At 63.0% G+C, this 17,749-nt stretch carries 13 protein-coding genes and 1 pseudogene; 7 read left to right on the top strand and 7 right to left on the bottom strand.

Features of this window, described 5'->3' with window-relative positions:
* Positions 1 to 38: 38 nt before the first annotated feature.
* The 3 genes from AC0QUY_RS11465 to AC0QUY_RS11475 are packed head-to-tail and all read left to right on the top strand — an operon-like array spanning position 39 to position 3,976.
* A complete protein-coding gene (locus AC0QUY_RS11465; protein WP_475386913.1) occupies positions 39 to 1,775 on the top strand; it encodes an ABC transporter permease in 1,737 nt (578 codons plus the stop codon).
* Positions 1,776 to 1,809: 34 nt separating this feature from the next.
* Positions 1,810 to 2,844 carry an ABC transporter substrate-binding protein gene (locus AC0QUY_RS11470; protein WP_475386914.1) on the top strand — a complete coding sequence of 345 codons (1,035 nt, stop codon included), beginning with the start codon at positions 1,810 to 1,812 and terminating at the stop codon, positions 2,842 to 2,844.
* 28 nt (positions 2,845 to 2,872) lie between these two features.
* The gene (locus AC0QUY_RS11475) at positions 2,873 to 3,976 is read left to right on the top strand and encodes an ABC transporter ATP-binding protein (protein ID WP_475386915.1); all 1,104 of its coding nucleotides are present in this window, start codon (positions 2,873 to 2,875) and stop codon (positions 3,974 to 3,976) included.
* A gap of 5 nt (positions 3,977 to 3,981) precedes the next feature.
* Here the strand turns inward: AC0QUY_RS11475 and AC0QUY_RS11480 are convergent, their stop codons facing one another.
* The 6 genes from AC0QUY_RS11480 to AC0QUY_RS11505 all read right to left on the bottom strand — a co-directional run bounded on the left by AC0QUY_RS11480 (position 3,982) and on the right by AC0QUY_RS11505 (position 9,190).
* A complete protein-coding gene (locus AC0QUY_RS11480) occupies positions 3,982 to 4,770 on the bottom strand; it encodes an ABC transporter ATP-binding protein (protein WP_475386916.1) in 789 nt (262 codons plus the stop codon).
* Positions 4,758 to 5,813: a dihydrodipicolinate synthase family protein gene (locus AC0QUY_RS11485; protein ID WP_475386917.1), complete on the bottom strand. Its 1,056-nt coding sequence runs from the start codon at positions 5,811 to 5,813 to the stop codon at positions 4,758 to 4,760. The genes AC0QUY_RS11480 and AC0QUY_RS11485 overlap by 13 nt, the downstream gene beginning before the upstream one ends.
* A 9-nt stretch (positions 5,814 to 5,822) precedes the next feature.
* A complete protein-coding gene (locus AC0QUY_RS11490) occupies positions 5,823 to 6,647 on the bottom strand; it encodes a GNAT family N-acetyltransferase (RefSeq protein ID WP_475386918.1) in 825 nt (274 codons plus the stop codon).
* Positions 6,634 to 7,671 (bottom strand): NAD-dependent epimerase/dehydratase family protein, encoded by a 1,038-nt coding sequence (locus AC0QUY_RS11495; RefSeq protein WP_475386919.1) that lies wholly within the window; start codon positions 7,669 to 7,671, stop codon positions 6,634 to 6,636. Before AC0QUY_RS11495 ends, AC0QUY_RS11490 begins: the two co-directional genes overlap by 14 nt.
* Before the next feature lie 13 nt (positions 7,672 to 7,684).
* Positions 7,685 to 8,455: an ABC transporter permease gene (locus tag AC0QUY_RS11500; RefSeq protein WP_475386920.1), complete on the bottom strand. Its 771-nt coding sequence runs from the start codon at positions 8,453 to 8,455 to the stop codon at positions 7,685 to 7,687.
* Positions 8,456 to 8,542: 87 nt separating this feature from the next.
* A complete protein-coding gene (locus tag AC0QUY_RS11505) occupies positions 8,543 to 9,190 on the bottom strand; it encodes a TetR/AcrR family transcriptional regulator (RefSeq protein ID WP_475386921.1) in 648 nt (215 codons plus the stop codon).
* A 98-nt stretch (positions 9,191 to 9,288) separates the two neighbouring features.
* Between AC0QUY_RS11505 and AC0QUY_RS11510 the strand changes: the two genes are divergently transcribed.
* From AC0QUY_RS11510 to AC0QUY_RS11520, 3 genes and pseudogenes are all read left to right on the top strand, one after another.
* Positions 9,289 to 10,293: an ABC transporter substrate-binding protein gene (locus AC0QUY_RS11510; RefSeq protein WP_475386922.1), complete on the top strand. Its 1,005-nt coding sequence runs from the start codon at positions 9,289 to 9,291 to the stop codon at positions 10,291 to 10,293.
* Positions 10,294 to 10,494: 201 nt separating this feature from the next.
* Positions 10,495 to 12,316: pseudogene (locus AC0QUY_RS11515) on the top strand (flavin-containing monooxygenase).
* Positions 12,317 to 12,365: 49 nt separating this feature from the next.
* The gene (locus tag AC0QUY_RS11520; RefSeq protein ID WP_475386923.1) at positions 12,366 to 14,312 is read left to right on the top strand and encodes an alkyl/aryl-sulfatase; all 1,947 of its coding nucleotides are present in this window, start codon (positions 12,366 to 12,368) and stop codon (positions 14,310 to 14,312) included.
* A 258-nt stretch (positions 14,313 to 14,570) separates the two neighbouring features.
* Here the strand turns inward: AC0QUY_RS11520 and AC0QUY_RS11525 are convergent, their stop codons facing one another.
* Positions 14,571 to 15,641: a glycosyltransferase family 4 protein gene (locus AC0QUY_RS11525; protein WP_161852778.1), complete on the bottom strand. Its 1,071-nt coding sequence runs from the start codon at positions 15,639 to 15,641 to the stop codon at positions 14,571 to 14,573.
* Between the two features lie 291 nt (positions 15,642 to 15,932).
* Between AC0QUY_RS11525 and AC0QUY_RS11530 the strand changes: the two genes are divergently transcribed.
* A complete protein-coding gene (locus AC0QUY_RS11530; RefSeq protein WP_161852779.1) occupies positions 15,933 to 17,696 on the top strand; it encodes an ABC transporter ATP-binding protein in 1,764 nt (587 codons plus the stop codon).
* The last annotated feature ends 53 nt before the right edge of the window (positions 17,697 to 17,749 follow it).

Here is a 17,749-nt window from a genome sequence, read left to right on the forward strand (position 1 = left end):
ACGTTTTGGACGGACTGGCGAGCCGGCGCAGCGAGGTCATGCGTAGCGCGAGTGAGGGCGGGCGTGGGCGCGTAGGGGCGGGGTTGTGGGTTTCGCTCCTGCTCGCAATCCTCGGCTTCCTCGTCATCTACCCGATCCTGATGCTGCTGCTCGGCGCGCTCACCGACACCAATCCGGTGGTCGACGGCATCCAGCTCAGCCACCTCTCGGTCACGAACTTCCTCACCGTGCTGGCGAACCCGAACGTCGCCGAGGCGCTCGCCAATACGCTGATCGCTTGCGGCGGCGGCACGCTGATTGCGGTCGCGGTCGGATTGCTGTTTTCCTGGATCGTCGTCCGCACTAATACGCCGTTCAAGGGTTTTATCGCGGCCGCGAGCATTTTGCCGCTGTTCGCGCCGCCGCTGGTCGCGGGCGTCGCATGGGCCATTCTCGGCTCCCCGAAGACCGGCCTGATCAACACCATGTTCAAATGGGTTGGGCTCGACTGGCGCGTCGATTTCTATTCGATGTGGGGATTGGTGTTCGTGTTCGGCATCTATTACGCGCCGTACGTCTACATGTTCACCTCGTCGGCGCTGCGCAACATGGACCCGAGCCTGGAGGAGGCTGCCGAGATTTCCGGCGCCAGCGCGTTCGCGACGCTGTTCACGGTGACGTTTCCGCTGATCATGCCGGCGATCGTCTCGGGCATGCTGCTGTCGTTCATCGTCATGCTCGGCATCTACGGCATCCCCGCGGTGCTGGGGGCGCCGACCAACCTGGCGGTGCTCACCACCTACATCTTCAAGCTCACCAACTGGTCGCCGCCGCTCTACAACACCGCCGCTGCAGTGGCGATCATCCTGATGGCCGTCACGGGCCTGCTGGTGTTTTTGCAGCACAAGGTGCTGAGCGGCCGCAGCTACACCACCGTCGCCGGCAAGGCGTTCCGGCCGCGCAGCCTCGATCTCGGGCGCTGGCGCTGGTTCACCTTCGGTCTCGGCATCGTCTATCTCCTGATCGTGGTGGTGCTGCCGTCGCTGGCGCTGATCGTTGCGGCGTTCCGGAAATTCATGTTCATCCGCGACGTCTCGAGCCTGTTTGACGCCAGGCAGTATTCGCTGATGCATTTTCACAGCATCTTCGACAATCCCTTGACCATGCGTTCGATCTACAATGCGGTCGAGGTCGGTATCATCACCGCCGTGGTCGGCGGGGCGCTCGCCTTTGCGATCGGCTACACCATCCACCGCACGCAAGTGATGGGCCGGCGCTGGATCGACGTGATCTCGACCTTGCCGGTGGCGATCCCGGGCCTCGTGGTCGGCGTTGCCTATCTCTGGGCATGGATCGGCATTCCCGGCGGTCTCTACGGCACCATCTGGATTCTGGCGCTGGCGTTCATCGCGCGCTTCATGCCGGATACGGTCAAATCATTGTCGACCTCGTTCCTGCAAATCCATCGCGAGCTCGAGGAAGCGGCATGGGTCTGCGGCAAGGGCGTGCTCGGCACCATCAGGACGATCGTGCTGCCGCTGGCGCGGCCCGGCGTGATGGCCTCGATGACGCTGCTGTTTGTGCTCGCGATCCGCGAACTCGGCTCGTCGCTGTTTCTCTACACCAGCGACACCATGGTGATGTCGGTGCTGCTGCTCGACTATTACGAGGGCGGGAACCTCGGAAAGACCGCCGCATTCAGCCTGGTGCAAACCGTTCTGCTCGGCGTTCTCATTGGCGGCGCCAATTGGCTGTCGCGCGGTGCGGCGCAGGGCAGCGTCGCCCGGACCGGATAACAAAACGAAGGGCAAAGGAAGGGAGGGATTGGCTATGACTGGAAGGATCCTCACCAACATCGTGGCAGCCGCCGGCATCGCCGGTCTCGCACTCACATGGGGCGCGCGGGCACAGGCGCAGGAATTCGGTCCGCCCGAATTAATCGCGGCGGCGAAAGCCGAAGGCAAGCTGGTGTTCTACACCGCGAATTTCGCCGAGGTCGAACAGCAGGTCATCAAGGCCTTCAACAAGCGATTCCCCGAAATCAAGATCGAGATGGTGCGCGCGCCAGGTGGTCAACTCATCACCCGGGTGAAGACCGAAGCGGCGGCCGGAAAACTCATCGCCGACGTGGTCGATCATTCCGACCGCGCGCTGATGCAGCCCCTGGCGGACATGTTCCAGGACTACGCGCCGCCAAATGCCGCCGACTACAATCCCGAATCGAAAATCGCACCGCAGCTTTGGCCGCGCGTCACGCTGGTATGGTCGATCGCCTACAACACCGAACTGGTGAAGAACCCGCCCAAGACCTGGATGGACCTTACCAAGCCCGAATACAACAAATTGACCGGGCAGGTGATCGCCCCGTCTGGCGGCACCACATGGACCCGCGTGATGTTCGAACGCCAGGTGCTCGGCGAGGATTATTGGGCCAAGCAGGCAGCGACCCGTCCGGTACTTTATCCATCGGGCGCGCCGATGTCGGATTCGCTGGTACGCGGCGAAATCGCCATGGGGCCGTTGCTCTACAACGCGATCTATCCAAAGCAGAAGGATGGCGCGCCGATCCAGATCTTCTTTCCGCCGGAGGGCGCACCGGTCAATCCCTATGCCACGGGCATTCCGAAAACCGCCGCACACCCCAACGCCGCAAAGCTGTTTCTCAACTGGTGCCTGTCGAAGGAGGGCCAGACGTTCATGATCAAGGAGCTCGGCAATCTCACGTCGCTGAAGGTGCCGCCGGCCTATCCGGAGGGCTTTGATCCCAAGGTGGTCAAGGTCTGGTTCCCCAAGTTCGACGAGTATGTGAAGTTGCACACGGCCTGGGTGGCCGAGTGGAACAAGACCTACGGCTACGCGCAATGATCGTCACATCAGTGGAATTGTCGGACCGATGACGGCGACCCTCGAAGTTACCGACCTGCGCAAGCAGTTTGCGATCGGCCGGCCGGCGATCGACGGCGTCAGTTTCGGCGTGCCGGCCGGCGAGATCGTGGTTCTGCTCGGTCCCTCCGGCTGCGGCAAGACCACGACGCTGCGCTGCGTCGCGGGGCTGGAACATCCGACATCGGGCGAGATCAGCATTGCCGGCAAGGTCGTCTCGTCGCCCGAGCGTGGCATTCTGGTGCCGCCACGGTTGCGCGATCTCGGCATGGTGTTTCAGTCCTACGCGGTGTGGCCGCATATGACGGTGCGGCAGAACGTGGTCTATCCGCTCAAGCACCGCAAACTCTCTCGCGCGGACGCCCGCCGCAAGGTCGACGAGGCGCTCGAGCTGGTCGGCCTGTCGGAATATGCCGACCGGCCGGTGGTCGCATTGTCTGGCGGGCAGATGCAGCGCGTGGCGCTGGCGCGCAGCATCGTCTACCGGCCGCAATTGCTGCTGCTCGACGAGCCATTGTCGAATCTCGATGCCAAATTGCGGTTGCGGCTGCGCGACGATCTGCGCGTCATCCTCAAGCAAACCGGAATGACCGCGCTGTATGTCACCCATGACCAGGCCGAGGCGGTAGTGCTGGGCGACCGCATCGGCGTCATGCGCGACGGCAAGCTGTTGCAGATGGATACGCCTGACGCGATCTATAACCGGCCGGCGGATCTGTTCGTCGCCAATTTCACCGGCGCGACCAACGAGCTCGCCGGCACGCTGGTGTCGCGCAACGGCGCGTTCGGCACAGTCGATTTCGGCGAGGGGCGGCGCGGCGAGGTGGCCTTGCTGCATCCGCTCAGCCCGGATGAGAAGGTACGCATCGCGCTGCGGCCGGAAAACATCACGATCGGCCAGCACAACGGCGCCAACGTCTTTTCCGCTCGCGTGCTCGATCGCCGCTACCAGGGCACGCAGACCGCCTACGGCATCGAGCTGTTCGGCCGGCGGCTGGAAGTCGTCGAACTCGGCACCGCGGCCCGCCATCAGGTCGGCGTCGAGACCGAGGTTTCGCTGCCGCGGGAGAGTTGCTGGGCTTATCGCGATACGGGACCGACGGCGTATGAGTAGGAGACTCAGGCGCTTGGGCTCAACCCCAGCTTTTCATAAATCCGCCGCGCATAGGCGCCGAATTCATCCGTGGTCTTGATCGGCAATGCGCGGGGAAACGGCAGCTCGATCGGGAAGTATTCCGCCATCCGCGCTGGTCCCGCGGTCAGCACGGCGCAATGCGAGGCTAAGAATACCGCTTCCTGAATGCTGTGCGTCACGAACAGGATGGTCTTGCCGCTTTCGCGCCAGATCCGCAGCATTTCGAGGTTCATCTGCTCGCGGGTCAGCGCATCGAGCGCGCCGAACGGCTCGTCCATCAGGATCAGTTTTGGATCATGGATGAAGGCGCGCGCAATTGCCGTGCGCTGCTGCATGCCGCCGGACAATTGCTGCGGATATTTGTTCTCGTGGCCGGCGAGGCCAACGAGGTTGAGCAGGTCGCGGGCGCGGTCCCGCGCGGGCTTCATGGGCAGGCCGACGATTTCGGCGGGCAGCAAAACGTTATCGAGGATAGTTCGCCATTTCAGCAGCAGGGCCTGCTGGAACACCATGCCGATGTCGCGTGCGGGGTCGAACGGTGTTCTCGAATTGCCGATCTTGATGGTGCCACCGTCGGCATCATGCAGACCGGCCAGGATCTTCAGCACGGTGGTCTTGCCGCAGCCGGAGGGGCCGACGAGGGATACCAGCTCGCCCTCCTTCACGTCCATGGTGACATCGGAGACGGCGAGGAATTCCGTGCCCTTGGACCGATAGACCTTGCGGACGTTCTTCAGGCTGATGAAGGGCTCGTCCACCGTCATGCCAGCCATTTCTGCAGGTTCGCCTTCACGAAGGCGTCGTCGGATAGGTCGGCATGCTCGCGGCAGACGCGGTCGATCTCCTGCATCTGGCCGGGGCTGAGACCCTCGGCGGGATCGAGGCACCAGAGGCCCTGCATCAATCCTTGCCGCCGCAGCACTTCATGGCAGCCTGCGATGCAGCCATGGAAATTGTTGGCGACATCGAAGAACGCGCTGTTGCAATCGGTGACGCGGGCATCGAGCGCCAGCAAATCGGCCGGTACGGTGTCTTTGCCGCGCGCCGCCTTGCACATCTCGAACTGCATGATCGCGCTCGCGGTCCACACCGACCAGTGCCCGAGCAGGCCGCCCTTAAAATAGGCGCGGGTGGTGACGCCCTTGTCACGCAGATCAAAGGGCAAAGTGAGGTCCAGCAGGATGTGATCGTCATTGCCGGTATAGAGCGCGACCCGGTCGAGCGCGCCGGCCGCCGCCACGCCGCGCAGAACGTCAAGCGTCCGGTAGCGATTGAACGGCGCAATCTTGATCGCGATGACGTTATCGATGGAAGCGAAGCGGCGCCAGAAATCGGCGCTGAGGATGACGCCGCCGACCGCCGACTGCAGATAGAAGCCGACCAGCGGGATCTCGCGCGCCAACGCCGCGCAATGCGCGATGATGTCGTCGTCGGATGCCGATTTCATCGCGGCCAGACTGAGCAGGCCGGCATGGTAGCCGATGCCGCGTGCGGTTTGCGCCTCCGCAACAGCTTGCTTTGTCGGACCAGCGAGCCCCGCGACCATCGCGACCGGTCGTTGGGTCCATGAAGCCGCGGTCTCCGCTGCCAGTTCCAGCACCGGCCGGTACAGACCGACCTCGCGGATCGCGAATTGGGTCGTGTGCACGCCGACGGCGAGGCCACCGGCACCGGCATCGAGGTAATAGCGCGTCAGCGCCCGCTGATGCCTGACATCGAGCGCGCGGTTGGCATCGAGCGCAAGCGGATGCGCCGGCAGCACGGTGCCGTCGGCGATCAGCTTGCGGACTTCGGCCTTGATCTCGCTGTGGTGCATCGGCACTTCCTATCCAAATTCCGGCCCGGCGACGGCGAACGGCAGTTGCGCAGGCGGCGCGGTGGGACGGCCAAAGCGCATCCGCTGAAACGGCCGCTCGATGTTCCAGCCTGACTGAACGAGCTCCTGCAGAAACGCTTCCTGAGAATGAACGGCGTCGATCAGCCACGGTCCAGTCTCGGAGCCGACGATGGCGTCCACCAGCGCCAGCGCCTGCTCGGTTCGATCGGCCAGCAGTGGCCCGATCTGCCGCGCGGCGCGCCCATCGCGTACGAGGGCCATGGCGCGATCATCCGACACGATGCGCGAGCCCGGTCGCGCAGAAAATTCCGACAGCAATGTGCTTCGGTCGAAGCCCATGGCGCTGCTATCGCGCGTGGCCAAGGCGTCGAGCTTGCCGGCCGCCAGCAGCCGCGTCGCTGTGGCGCCTTGCGGCTTTTCCAGCCGCAGCCGCCGCAATTGCAGTGTCGGCGTGAAGCCGAGCGGACCATAGACGGTGGCGCCTGCCGGCGTCGCATCCAGCCAGGCGGTGAGGCCGCGCCGAGCCGCCGCGCCGAGGCAAGCGTCGACCAGCTTTGTCGCAATGCCACGGCGGCGAAAGTCTGAGGTCACCAGCACCATGCTGATCCAGGCATTGCCAGCCGAGTACGGTAGCAGGGCGGCTGATGCTACCAGCCTCGTGTCGTGACGCACGCCGAACACAACGCCATTGCTCAGGAAAAAGCGCCAATCGGCCTCGTTCTGGTTCCAGCCCGCTTCGGTCGACAACACCAGCCCGGCTGGCGCATCGTCGACGTCGAGCTCGACGATGTCGATCGGCTCAATAGCGGCCATCGCGCACCTCGTATTTGGTGGGTTTGCCGAGGCTGGGCATCGATCGCGATACCCAGTCGGCGGTCCAACTGATGAGTTGCTCGGTGTCGACGATCGGCAGGCCGAACAGCTTCACGGCCTGCGATGTGTCGGTGAGCCACGCCGTCGGCTCCTCCTTGCCGGTGATGACGGGCGCGCGGCCAAAACGCTGGCCGAATTTTGCGGCGAGATCGCGCACCGCCAGGATTTCGTGGCCGCTGACATTGATCGGCGAGGTCGGCGTGTCGCAATGCGCGAGGCAGCGCAGCGCCTGCGCGGAGGCGTCGCCCTGCCAGATGAAATTGACATGGCCGAGGCTGACGTCGATCGCCTTGCCCTGCAGCACCTTGCTGGCGATGTCGTGCAGCACGCCGTAGCGCATGTCGATCGCGTAATTGAGCCGGAACAGCCGGCCGGGCGTTGAATATTTCTTCGAGAAATACTCGAACATGCGCTCGCGCCCGACGCAGGATTGCGCGTATTCGCCGGGCGGGTTCGGCGCCATGTTCTCGTCCGAGCCCTTGCCGTTGACGGGCACGAACGGATAGACGCAGCCAGTCGAGAACGCGACGATGCGCGACGTAGAAAAGGCCTGCGCGACAAGGGCAGGGACGTGCGAATTCATCGCCCAGGTCAGCGAGAGATCGCCCTCGGCGCCGAACTTGCGGCCGGCCATGAATACGATATTCGGAGTTTTGGGCAGCGCCTTGATCGCGGTCTCGTCGAGCAGATCGCAATTGATGGTCTCGACGCCGCGGGCCTGCAGCCAGTCTTTCACGCCGGCATCGCTGAAGCGGGCGACGCCGATCACGCGGCGCTTCGGCGCGGCGGCCTTGGCGAGGCCCGCGAGAGTAGGCCCCATCTTGCCGGCGACGCCCAAAATCATGATGTCGCCGTCGACCTTGCCGAGATCGTCGATCAGCGCCTGGCTCGGGCGGCACAGCAGTTCGTCCAGTGCTGCGATATCCGAAATCGTCTGCGGCAGGCTTTCGCGCGTTAGAAGCATGTTTCTTCCTGTCTTATTGCAGCCGGATGTCCCGGACGACGAACATCCGCTCCAGGCCGAGCACGAGCCCATACAGCGCCACGCCCAGCAATGTCAGCAGCACGACGGCCATCACCATCGCCGGCGTATCGAGCGACGACTGCACCTGGATCATGAGGTAGCCGAGCCCTCGCTCGGAGGCGATGAACTCGCCGACGATGGCGCCGGCCACCGCCAGGATCGCGCCGACCTTCATTCCGGAAAACACGTAAGGCAGCGCGCCCGGCAACTGGATCTTTCGGAACAATGTCCAGCGCGAGCCGCGCAGCGATTTTACGAGATCCAGCAGATCCGGCTCGACTTCGCTCAAGCCTCGGGCCGTCGTCAGCAGGATCGGAAAGAAGCAGATCGAGAACGCGATCAGGATGTTCGGGAATATCCCGTACGAGAACCAGACGATGAACAGCGGGCCCAGCGCCACCTTCGGAATCATGTTCAGCGTCACGAACAGCGGCAGCAGCAACAGGCTGACCAGCGGCGACCAGGTGAACATCACCGCCAGCATGATGCCGACCACCGCGCCGAGGCAGAACCCGCCGAGGATTTCGGCCGCCGTCACCGCGAGGTTGGAGAGCCAGGCATAACCGGGCGTGCCCAGCGTCTTGATGGTTGCAAGCGGCGAAGGCAGGATGAATTTCGGCACCTGGAAGACGTCGACCAGCACCTGCCAGAGCACGATCACGGCCAGATGCACGATCAGGATGATCGCGAAAGACCGTGCCGATCCGCCATCCCCGCTGAACACCCGGTACTCCCGTTAGACTCGTAGCCGGTTCCCGGCCGCGTGGCGCAATCTATCGCGGCCTCTCCTACCGATCAACCATCTGGTTGATTAGGGGCGCAGCGAATGCATCACCAGATCGACCACGTGCTTCCGGCGGGCCTGCCGGGCGGCCCGGCTCGACAGGTCCTTGCCGAAGATCGCCGACAGGGTCGGCGTATTCGAAAAGTAGAAATAGCTGAGTCCGGCGATCGAGATGTAGAGGTGAACGGGGTTGATACCTCTACGGAAGATGCCGGCCTTCACGCCCTGGGACAGGGTGGTCGAAACCAGGCTGACCAGCGGCGAATGCATCGCTTCCAGCTTGCGCGAACCGCGGACATGGCGGGCGCCGCCACGGTTTTCGTCGTTCAGCAGCACGATGAAATCCGGGTGTGCGGCGAGGTAGTCGAAGGAACTTTCGATCAGCTTCTTGATCGCCTGCTCGGGCGGCAGTCCCTCGAGGTTAAGCTCGCGCTCCTGGGCACGGATTTCCTCATAGACCCATTCCAGTACCGCCAGATAGAGCGCGTCCTTGTCGCCGAAATAGTGGTAGACAAGCTGCTTGTTAACGCCCGCGCGCGCGGCAATCTCATCGACGCGGGCGCCGGCAAGGCCGCTGCTGGCGAACTCGCGCCGCGCCGCCGTCAGTAGTTTTTTCCGGGTCGCAGCCGGATCGCGCCGCTGCGGCTTTAAGTCGTCAGGTCGTTTCCTGGGCATTTCCAACCAAATAGTTGACAAGTCGTCTGGTCCCTTGTTGCATTGGTAGCGTCACGGATGCGCGACGACAAGATCGGTTGCAGAACGAGGAAGGTGCAATGAAGGCTTTGCGAATTGCGGGATTGGCGCTTGCGCTTGCCATGCCGGCTGCTCCCAGCGTTGCGGCCGAGGCGGTCAACCTCATCCTGAACTGGACGCCGACGGCGGATCATTCGCCGTTCTACTACGCCAAGTCACAAGGCTGGTACGAGAGGGCCGGCATCGATCTCACGATCGAGGTCGGCAAGGGATCCGGCGTCTCGTCCCTGAAAGTCGGCTCCGGCGGCTCGCCGTTCGGCATCGCTGATCTCGCGACTGCGCTGGTGGCCAAGAGCAAGGGCGCCGACGTGGTGGCGCTGATGAGCATCTACGCCAACACCGGCCAGACCTTCTACTGGCTGAAGAGCTATGGGGTGAACGGGCCGAAGGACTTTCCGAACCACAAGATCGGCAATCCGCCCGGCGATGCCTCGCGAGTCATGTGGCCGGCCTTCGCCAAGGCCGCCGGCATCGCACCCGACTCGGTGAATTTCGTCAATGTCGGCCCGACCGCGAAGATCGCGGCGCTGAAGAGCCATACCGTCGATATCATCAGCGACTTCTACAACGAGCACGATCTGAAGGTGATCGAGTTCGGCGCCGATCTCGGCTTCATCAACTGGAAGGACATCGGGCTCAATCCTTACGGCAATTCGCTGATCGTCAACGGCGCCTATCTGCAAAAGAATCCGAAGCTGGTCGAGGAGTTCGTCAAAATCAGCCAGAAGGCCTATGCCGCCTGCGTCGCCGACGTCGCGCCGTGCCTCAAGGCGCTGCTCGACCAGGCATCGGGTCTGGACAAGGAAAACCAGCAGCGCCAGTGGGAGCGCATCAAGTTTTTGATGACGGACGAATTCACCACGACCAAGGCGCTGGGCTGGATCGACGCCGATCGCATGAAAAAGGACTACGAGCTGGTGCAGACCTATCTCGGCATGGAGAAGCCGTTCGACGTGAACACGGCGTTTTCGGTCAAGATGCTGGATACGTCGATCAAGATGGATGCGAGCAAGGTGAAGAAGTAGTCGGGCAGGCTCTCTCGTCCGTCATTGCGGGGAGCGAAGCGACGACCTGACCGCCGTAGCTCGGAGAGCGAAGGCGGAAGCAGCCCACCTATCCCTGCGTGGATAGGTGTGTTGCTTCGCTTCGCTCGCAATGACGGGCTGCGCAGAGGAGGGGAACAATGATAATGATGGGCACCTTCGCCACTTCCGAAAGGCGCCCGGATGACAATGACTGACCATGCCCCGTCCTCGCATAGCGCTCCGATCGACAAGGAGCGGCTGCGCCAGAAATATCTGGAGGAGCGCAACAAGCGAGTGCGTCCAGACGGCAACGATCAATACATTCGCGTCGCCGGCCAGCTCGCGCATTATCTCGACGATCCCTATACGCCGGTTACCGCGCGCGAGCCGAAAACCGACCACGTCACCTTCGCCTTCATCGGTGGCGGATTTGCCGGCCTCGCGACATCAGCGCGAATGTCGGAAGCCGGCATCAGGGATGTCCGCATCATCGAGAAGGGCGGCGACTTCGGCGGCACCTGGTACTGGAATCGCTATCCCGGCGCGCAATGCGACACGGCGTCGATGGTCTATATGCCCTTGCTGGAAGAAACCGGGCACATGCCGTCGGAGAAATATGCGCATGCGCCGGAAATCCTCGCGCACCGCCAGCGCATCGGCAAGCAGTATGGTCTCTACGACAACGCGCTGTTCCACACCGAGGTCGTGAGCCTCGATTGGGACGAGGCCAAATCTCGCTGGAATATCCGCACCAACCGTGGCGATGCGTTCACCGCGCAGTTCATCGGTATGGGTACGGGCCCGCTTCACGTGCCGAAGCTGCCCGGCATTGCCGGCATCTCTTCGTTCAAGGGCCACTCGTTCCACACCAGCCGCTGGGACTATGACTACACCGGCGGCAACCCCTCCGGCGCACCGTTGGAAAAGCTGGCGAACAAGCGCGTCGGCATCATTGGCGCGGGCGCGACGTCGGTGCAGTGCGTGCCGCATCTCGCGCGTGCCTGCAAGGAGCTCTACGTCTTCCAGCGCACGCCGTCCTCTGTCGATGTGAGGGCCAACGCGCCGATCGATCCGGAGTGGTTTGCAGGGATAGCTACACCCGGCTGGCAGCAGCGCTGGCTGGAGAATTTTACGGCGAACCAGGCCGGCGGCTAGGCGGAAGAGGATCTGGTGCAGGACGGCTGGACCGATCTGTCGCGGCGGATTCGCGCCAAGGTCATGCATCTGCCGCGCGAGCAGCGAACGCCGGCAAACATGCTGGCGGCGTTTGAGGATTCCGATTTCGAGAAGATGGAGGAGATCCGCGCCCGGGTTGACAGCATCGTCAATGACCGCGAGGCCGCCGCAAAGCTCAAGGCCTGGTATCGCCAGCTCTGCAAGCGGCCGTGTTTCCACGATTCCTATTTGCAGGCCTTCAACACGCCGGGTACGCATCTCGTCGATACCGACGGCAAGGGCGTCGAGCGTATCACCAAGAACGGTGTCGTGGTTGCGGGCAGGGAATACCAGCTCGACTGTATCATCTATGCCTCGGGATTTGAGGTCGGCACCGAGTACAAGCGGCGCGCCGGCTTCGACCTGACCGGCCGTGGCGGCGTCAAGTTGTCGGAGCATTGGGCGTCCGGCATGCGCACCAAGCACGGCATTCACGTTCACGGCTTTCCGAACGCCTTCTTCGTCCAGCCGACGCAGGGCGCCAATCTCATCTCCAACGTGCCGCACAACCTGACCGAAGCCGCGCGGACCATCGCGCTGATGGTCCGGCATGCCCAGACGAACGGCTTCAAGGAGATCGAGGTCACCAGGGAGGCGGAAGAGCGCTGGGTCGAGCTGCTGCTGACCGGCGCTGGCCGCATGATCGGCTCGCCCGACTGCACGCCCGGCTACTACAACAATGAAGGACGCGAGCCCGGTTCCCGCGGCCAAGCTCAATGTCGGCCATCCCGCAGGCCCGATGGCCTACTTCAAATATATCGAGGGTTGGCGCAACAGCGGCGAGTTCGAGGGACTGCAGTTTCGCTGACCTCGTTCGGATTTTCGACCTTCTGTCTTGTGCAAGGGAGCAAGCAACAATGAGCCAACCAGCCACGATCGAAACACCCCGGGAGTCTCCAAAGGAAGCTTCCGCCTCCGTCATCGCGCAGCACGCGGCGACGCTGAAGGCGCTGCCGTTTTCCGACACGCGCGATTTCGACGACGCGGCGCGCGGCTTCCTTCGCACGGTGGAGAACGCAAAGATCACCTCGCCACAGGGCAGGGTGGTCTGGAGCCTCGAGCCTTATGGCTTTCTTTCCGCTGAGCAAGCGCCGCCGACGGTCGATCCCAGCCTGTGGCGGCAGTCGCGGCTCAACATGCATCACGGCCTGTTCGAGGTGGTATCAGGCGTCTATCAGGTGCGCGGGCTCGACATCGCCAACATGACGCTGATCGAGGGTGACAGCGGCGTGATTGTGGTTGATACGCTGACCTCGATCGAAGGCGCGCGGGCAGCGATGGAGCTCTATTTCCAGCATCGCGGCAAACGGCCGGTCGCGGCCGTGATCTTCACCCATACCCACACCGACCATTGGGGCGGCGCGCGCGGCGTGCTCGACGATGCAATGCGCGCCGGCGGTGAGGTGCCGATCATTGCGCCCAATCTGTTCATGGAGCATGCGGTCTCCGAAAACATCATCGCCGGCCCGGCCATGCTGCGGCGTGCGCAGTATCAGTTCGGGCCGTTCCTTGCCAAGGGCGTGCGTGGACAGGTCGATTGCGGGCTGGGCAAGACCATGGCGGCGGGGGCGGTCGCGCTGGTGCGTCCGACCGACCTGATCATGGCAACCGGCGACAAGCGGACGATCGACGGTGTCGAGTTTGAATTTCAGATGGCGCCGAACAGCGAAGCGCCGGCCGAGATGCATTTCTTCATCCCGCGCTACAAGCTTCTCAACCTTGCGGAAAACTGTACGCATAATTTCCACAATCTGCTGCCGTTCCGCGGCGCCGACGTGCGCGACGCGCTGGCCTGGTCGAAGTATCTCGGCGAAGCCCAGCAGATGTGGGGCGGCAAGGCGGATGCGATGTGCGGCCAGCACCATTGGCCGGTCTGGGGCCAGGAGCGGATCGATACCATGATCCGCCAGCAGCGCGATCTCTACAAGTTCGCACATGACCAGACCGTTCGCCTGATGAACCACGGGCTCACCGCTGCCGAGATCGCGGAGACCATCCGCCTGCCGGCGAGCCTGGAGGGCGCCTGGCATGGCCGCGGCTATTACGGTCACATCAGGCACAATGTGAAGGCGATCTATCAGAAGTATCTTGGCTGGTACGACGCTAATCCCGTCAATCTCGATCCGCTGCCGCCGGTGGAATCAGGCAAGAAATATGTCGAGTATATGGGCGGCGCGGATGCGATCCTCGCGCGCGCGGCCAAGGATTTTGCCAAGGGCGAATTCCGTTTCGTCGCGCAGGCCGTGAGCCATCTGGTCTTCGCCGATCCCGACAACCAGGCGGCGCGCGCGATGCTCGCCGACACGTTCGAGCAGCTCGGCTACGCCTCGGAGAGTTCGACCTGGCGTAATGCCTATCTGTTCGGCGCCCAGGAATTGCGGCAGGGCATGCCGAAGGCGCCGCCGCGTTCCACGATGCCGCGCGAAACGCTGGCTGCACTTCGCACCGAACAGTTATGGGACGTGCTCGGTGTTCGCCTCAATGGCCCCAAGGCCGAAGGCGAGCGCATCGTGCTGAACTGGAATTTCACCGATACCAATGAGAGCTTCATTCTCAATCTGGAAAATTGCGCGCTGACCTATACGGCCGGCGCGCAAGCCGCCGACGCCGATGCTACCTTTACCCTGGCACGCGGCGTGCTCGACGACGTGATCGCCAAGCTGACCACGTTTCCCGAAGCGGTCAGCGCCGGCAAGATCAAGGCCGCCGGCAACCCGATGCGTCTCGGCGAGTTGATGATGCTGATGGATGAATTCCCGCGAATGTTCGAGATCGTCGAGCCGAAGCGGACAGTGATCTCCTAGCGTCATTGCGAGCAAAGCGACTTGTCCGCCGAAGCCTTGGCGAAGGGCGGAAGCAATCCATTCTCCATGCGCGGTGAGATGGATTGCTTCGTCGTTTCACTCCTCGCAATGACGGAGCGCAGAGAGTTGTAGGGTGGGCAAAGGCGCGTACGCGCCGTGCCCACCATCTGTCCGGATCCATTGCTTGATGGTGGGCACGCTGCGCTTTGCCCACCCTACGGCCGTCTTGCGACGACAAGGGAAGGCGTTATCGCGCCGCTACTCCGCGCTGCTGACGAGCTTGATCCGCGGCTCCGCTTCTTCCACCAGGCCGCGATAGGCGGCGAGATAATCCAGCGCCATGCGGCGCGCGGTAAACCGTGCTTCGAACTGCTTGCGGATGGCGGCCCGGTCCAGCGCAGCGAGACGGTCGACCACAGCGACCGCGCTGGTTTCGTCTTCCACGACGAAGCCGGTGAGGCCTGGGTCGATGATCTCCGGCACCGAGCCGCGGTTATAGGCAAGGACCGGCGTGCCGCAAGCCATGGCTTCGATCATCACCAGGCCGAACGGCTCCGGCCAGTCGATCGGGACAAGGAGGCCGATCGCGCCGCTGAGGAAATCGGGTTTCTCACGGTCGCTGATCTCGCCGATAAATTCGACCAGCGGATTGGCCTTGATCAGCGGGGAGATCAACTCATCGTAATATTCCTGGTCGGCGCGGTCGACCTTGGCTGCGATCTTGAGCGGAATACCGCATCGCGTCGCGATCCGGATGGCACGATCAACGCCCTTTTCCGGCGCGATGCGCCCGAGCACGGCGAGATAGGATGGCCTCACCTGCTGCGGCGTCAGCAGATCCTCCGGCAGTCCATGGTGAATGGTGCGCACCCAATTGGCCTGCGGCACCGGCCGCCGCTGTGAGTTGGAAATCGATATCACCGGGATCTTGGAGAAGGTCGTGAACACCGGCTGATGCTCCGGCAGGTCGAGCCGGCCGTGCAGCGTCGTCAAAAACGGCGTCGGCTGCCGGTAGAACAGCGAGAATGGATAGTAATCGAGATGAAAGTGCAGAAAATCGAACTCTTCATCGTCGCATTTCTGCCGCACGCGCTCCAGCATCACCATATGCAGCGCGTTGGGGTCGCGCACCGAGCCGTCGAGGCGCAAGGCCTTCGGCCAGGCTGCGTCGAGTTTCGCCGAGGTGCGGGAATCGCCGCTGGCGAACAACGTGACTTCATGCCCTAACGCTACCAGTTCTTCAGTCAGCCAGTGCACCACCCGCTCGGTGCCGCCGTACAGTTTGGGGGGAACAGCCTCCGTCAGCGGGGCGACCTGCGCGATGCGCATCTTTCGTCTCCTGTTTGGAATGATAGTTGAATGAAGCCCTCAGCCCGCAAGTCGACACCGGTGTGCCGATAGGTGGAACGTTCTTGCATCTGCGAAGTTCCACTCATCGGCGCATCTTGGTTCTTCCACACGACTGTCTTGCTGATGCCATCTGACAACAACAGATTTACGGCGACTTATTGTTGCGCGCTGATGGCCGCGTGCCCGCAAAACCGCCGCAGTATCGTTCACGACCTCGTGCGCGACGCGCGTTAGGGATTCCCGTTCACTCTCAACAGGTTTGCAGACGACATGGACAATCTTTCAGGGTATGCGCGCCGGCCGTTTCCGTTTGTGTTGCGCTATCTCCGGCAGCGCCGCGCGGCCCATGCCGTCATTCTGACTGCTGTTGTGGCGGCGGTTGCCTGCTCCGTGGGCACGCAATACGGCGTGAAGCATCTGGTCGACAGCCTGACGGCCGGGTCGGAACGTGCAGGGAGCGTATGGCTGGCATTCGCTTTTCTCATGTCGCTGATCGCGGCGGACAATCTGTTGTGGCGTGTTGCAAGCTGGACGGCGAGCTTCACTTTCGTGGGCGTCACCGGCGATCTCCGCCGTGACATGTTCCGGCATCTGACCGGTCATGCGCCCAGCTATTTCTCCGACCGGCTGCCGGGCATGCTGACCAGCCGCATCACCGCGACCTCAAATGCGGTTTTCACGGTCGAGAACATGTTCGTCTGGAACGTATTACCGCCGTGCATCGCGACCATTTCGGCAATTCTCCTGATCGGGACCGTTAGCCTGGCGATGTCCGCCGGATTGATCGTCATCGCCGCCATCATGCTGATGGCGATGTTCCGCCTCGCCGCGGCGGGTAAGCCGCTGCATGACGATTTTGCCGACAAGGCCGCTGCGGTCGACGGCGAGATGGTCGACGTCATCAGCAATCTGCCGCTGGTTCGCGCGTTCTGCGGCCTCAGCTACGAACACGACCGCTTCGATGCCACCGTCGAGCGGGAACTCGACGCCCGAGGCCGCAGCCTGCGCTATCTCGAGAAGCTGCGGCTGCTACACGCCGTCGTGACAATCGTGCTGACGATCGCGTTGCTGGCATGGGCCATCGCGCTTTGGCAGCGCGGCGCGGCGACCACCGGCGATGTCGTGCTGGTCTGTACGCTCGGCCTTTCGATCCTGAGCGCGACGCGCGACCTTGCAGTAGCACTGGTCGACGTGACCCAGCATGTCGCCCGCCTGACCGAGGCGATCGCCACCCTGTTGCTGCCGCACGAATTGAAGGATCATCCCGAGGCCGAGCCGCTGATCCGCAGCGGCGCCGCCGTCGGATTCAATAACGTCGCATTCCATTATCCTGGCGGTGTTCAGGTGTTCGAAAAGTTCAACTTGCGCATTCAGCCGGGACAGCGGGTCGGTCTGGTCGGTCATTCCGGCGGCGGAAAATCCAGCCTGTTCACACTGCTGCAGCGCTTCTACGACGTCGAGCATGGCAGCATCACGATCGATGGCCAGGATATCGCGCGGGTGACGCAGCAAAGCCTGCGCGAAGCGATCTCGGTGGTGCCGCAGGATATCTCTCTATTCCACCGCTCGATCATGGAAAACATCCGCTACGGACGGCCGAACGCGACCGACGACGAGGTGCTGCGCGCGGCGATTGCAGCGCGGTGCGATTTCATCGAAAATCTTCCGGAAGGGATGGCGACCATCGTCGGCGATCGTGGTATCAAGGTCTCCGGCGGACAGCGGCAACGCATCGCCATCGCGCGCGCCTTCCTGAAGGACTCGCCGATCCTGCTGCTGGATGAAGCGACTGCTGCGCTCGATAGCGAATCGGAGGAGGCGATCCGCGAGGCGCTGTCGCGGCTGATGCGTGGACGCACCGTGATTGCCATCGCCCATCGTCTCGCCACCTTGCGCAATTTCGACCGCGTGGTGGTATTGCAGAACGGGCGGATCATCGAAGACGGCCCGCCGGATATTCTGGTACAGGGAAGGGGCCCTTACCGCGAACTGGTCGCGCGCGAAATGGGCCGTCTCGCCAGCCACGCGGCCTGATCTGCGGCAGTAGCGTTTGCGTCCCGATGCGTCCCTCGCAACGCAAGGAAATC

The organism is Bradyrhizobium sp. WYCCWR15520 (genome assembly GCF_056174665.1).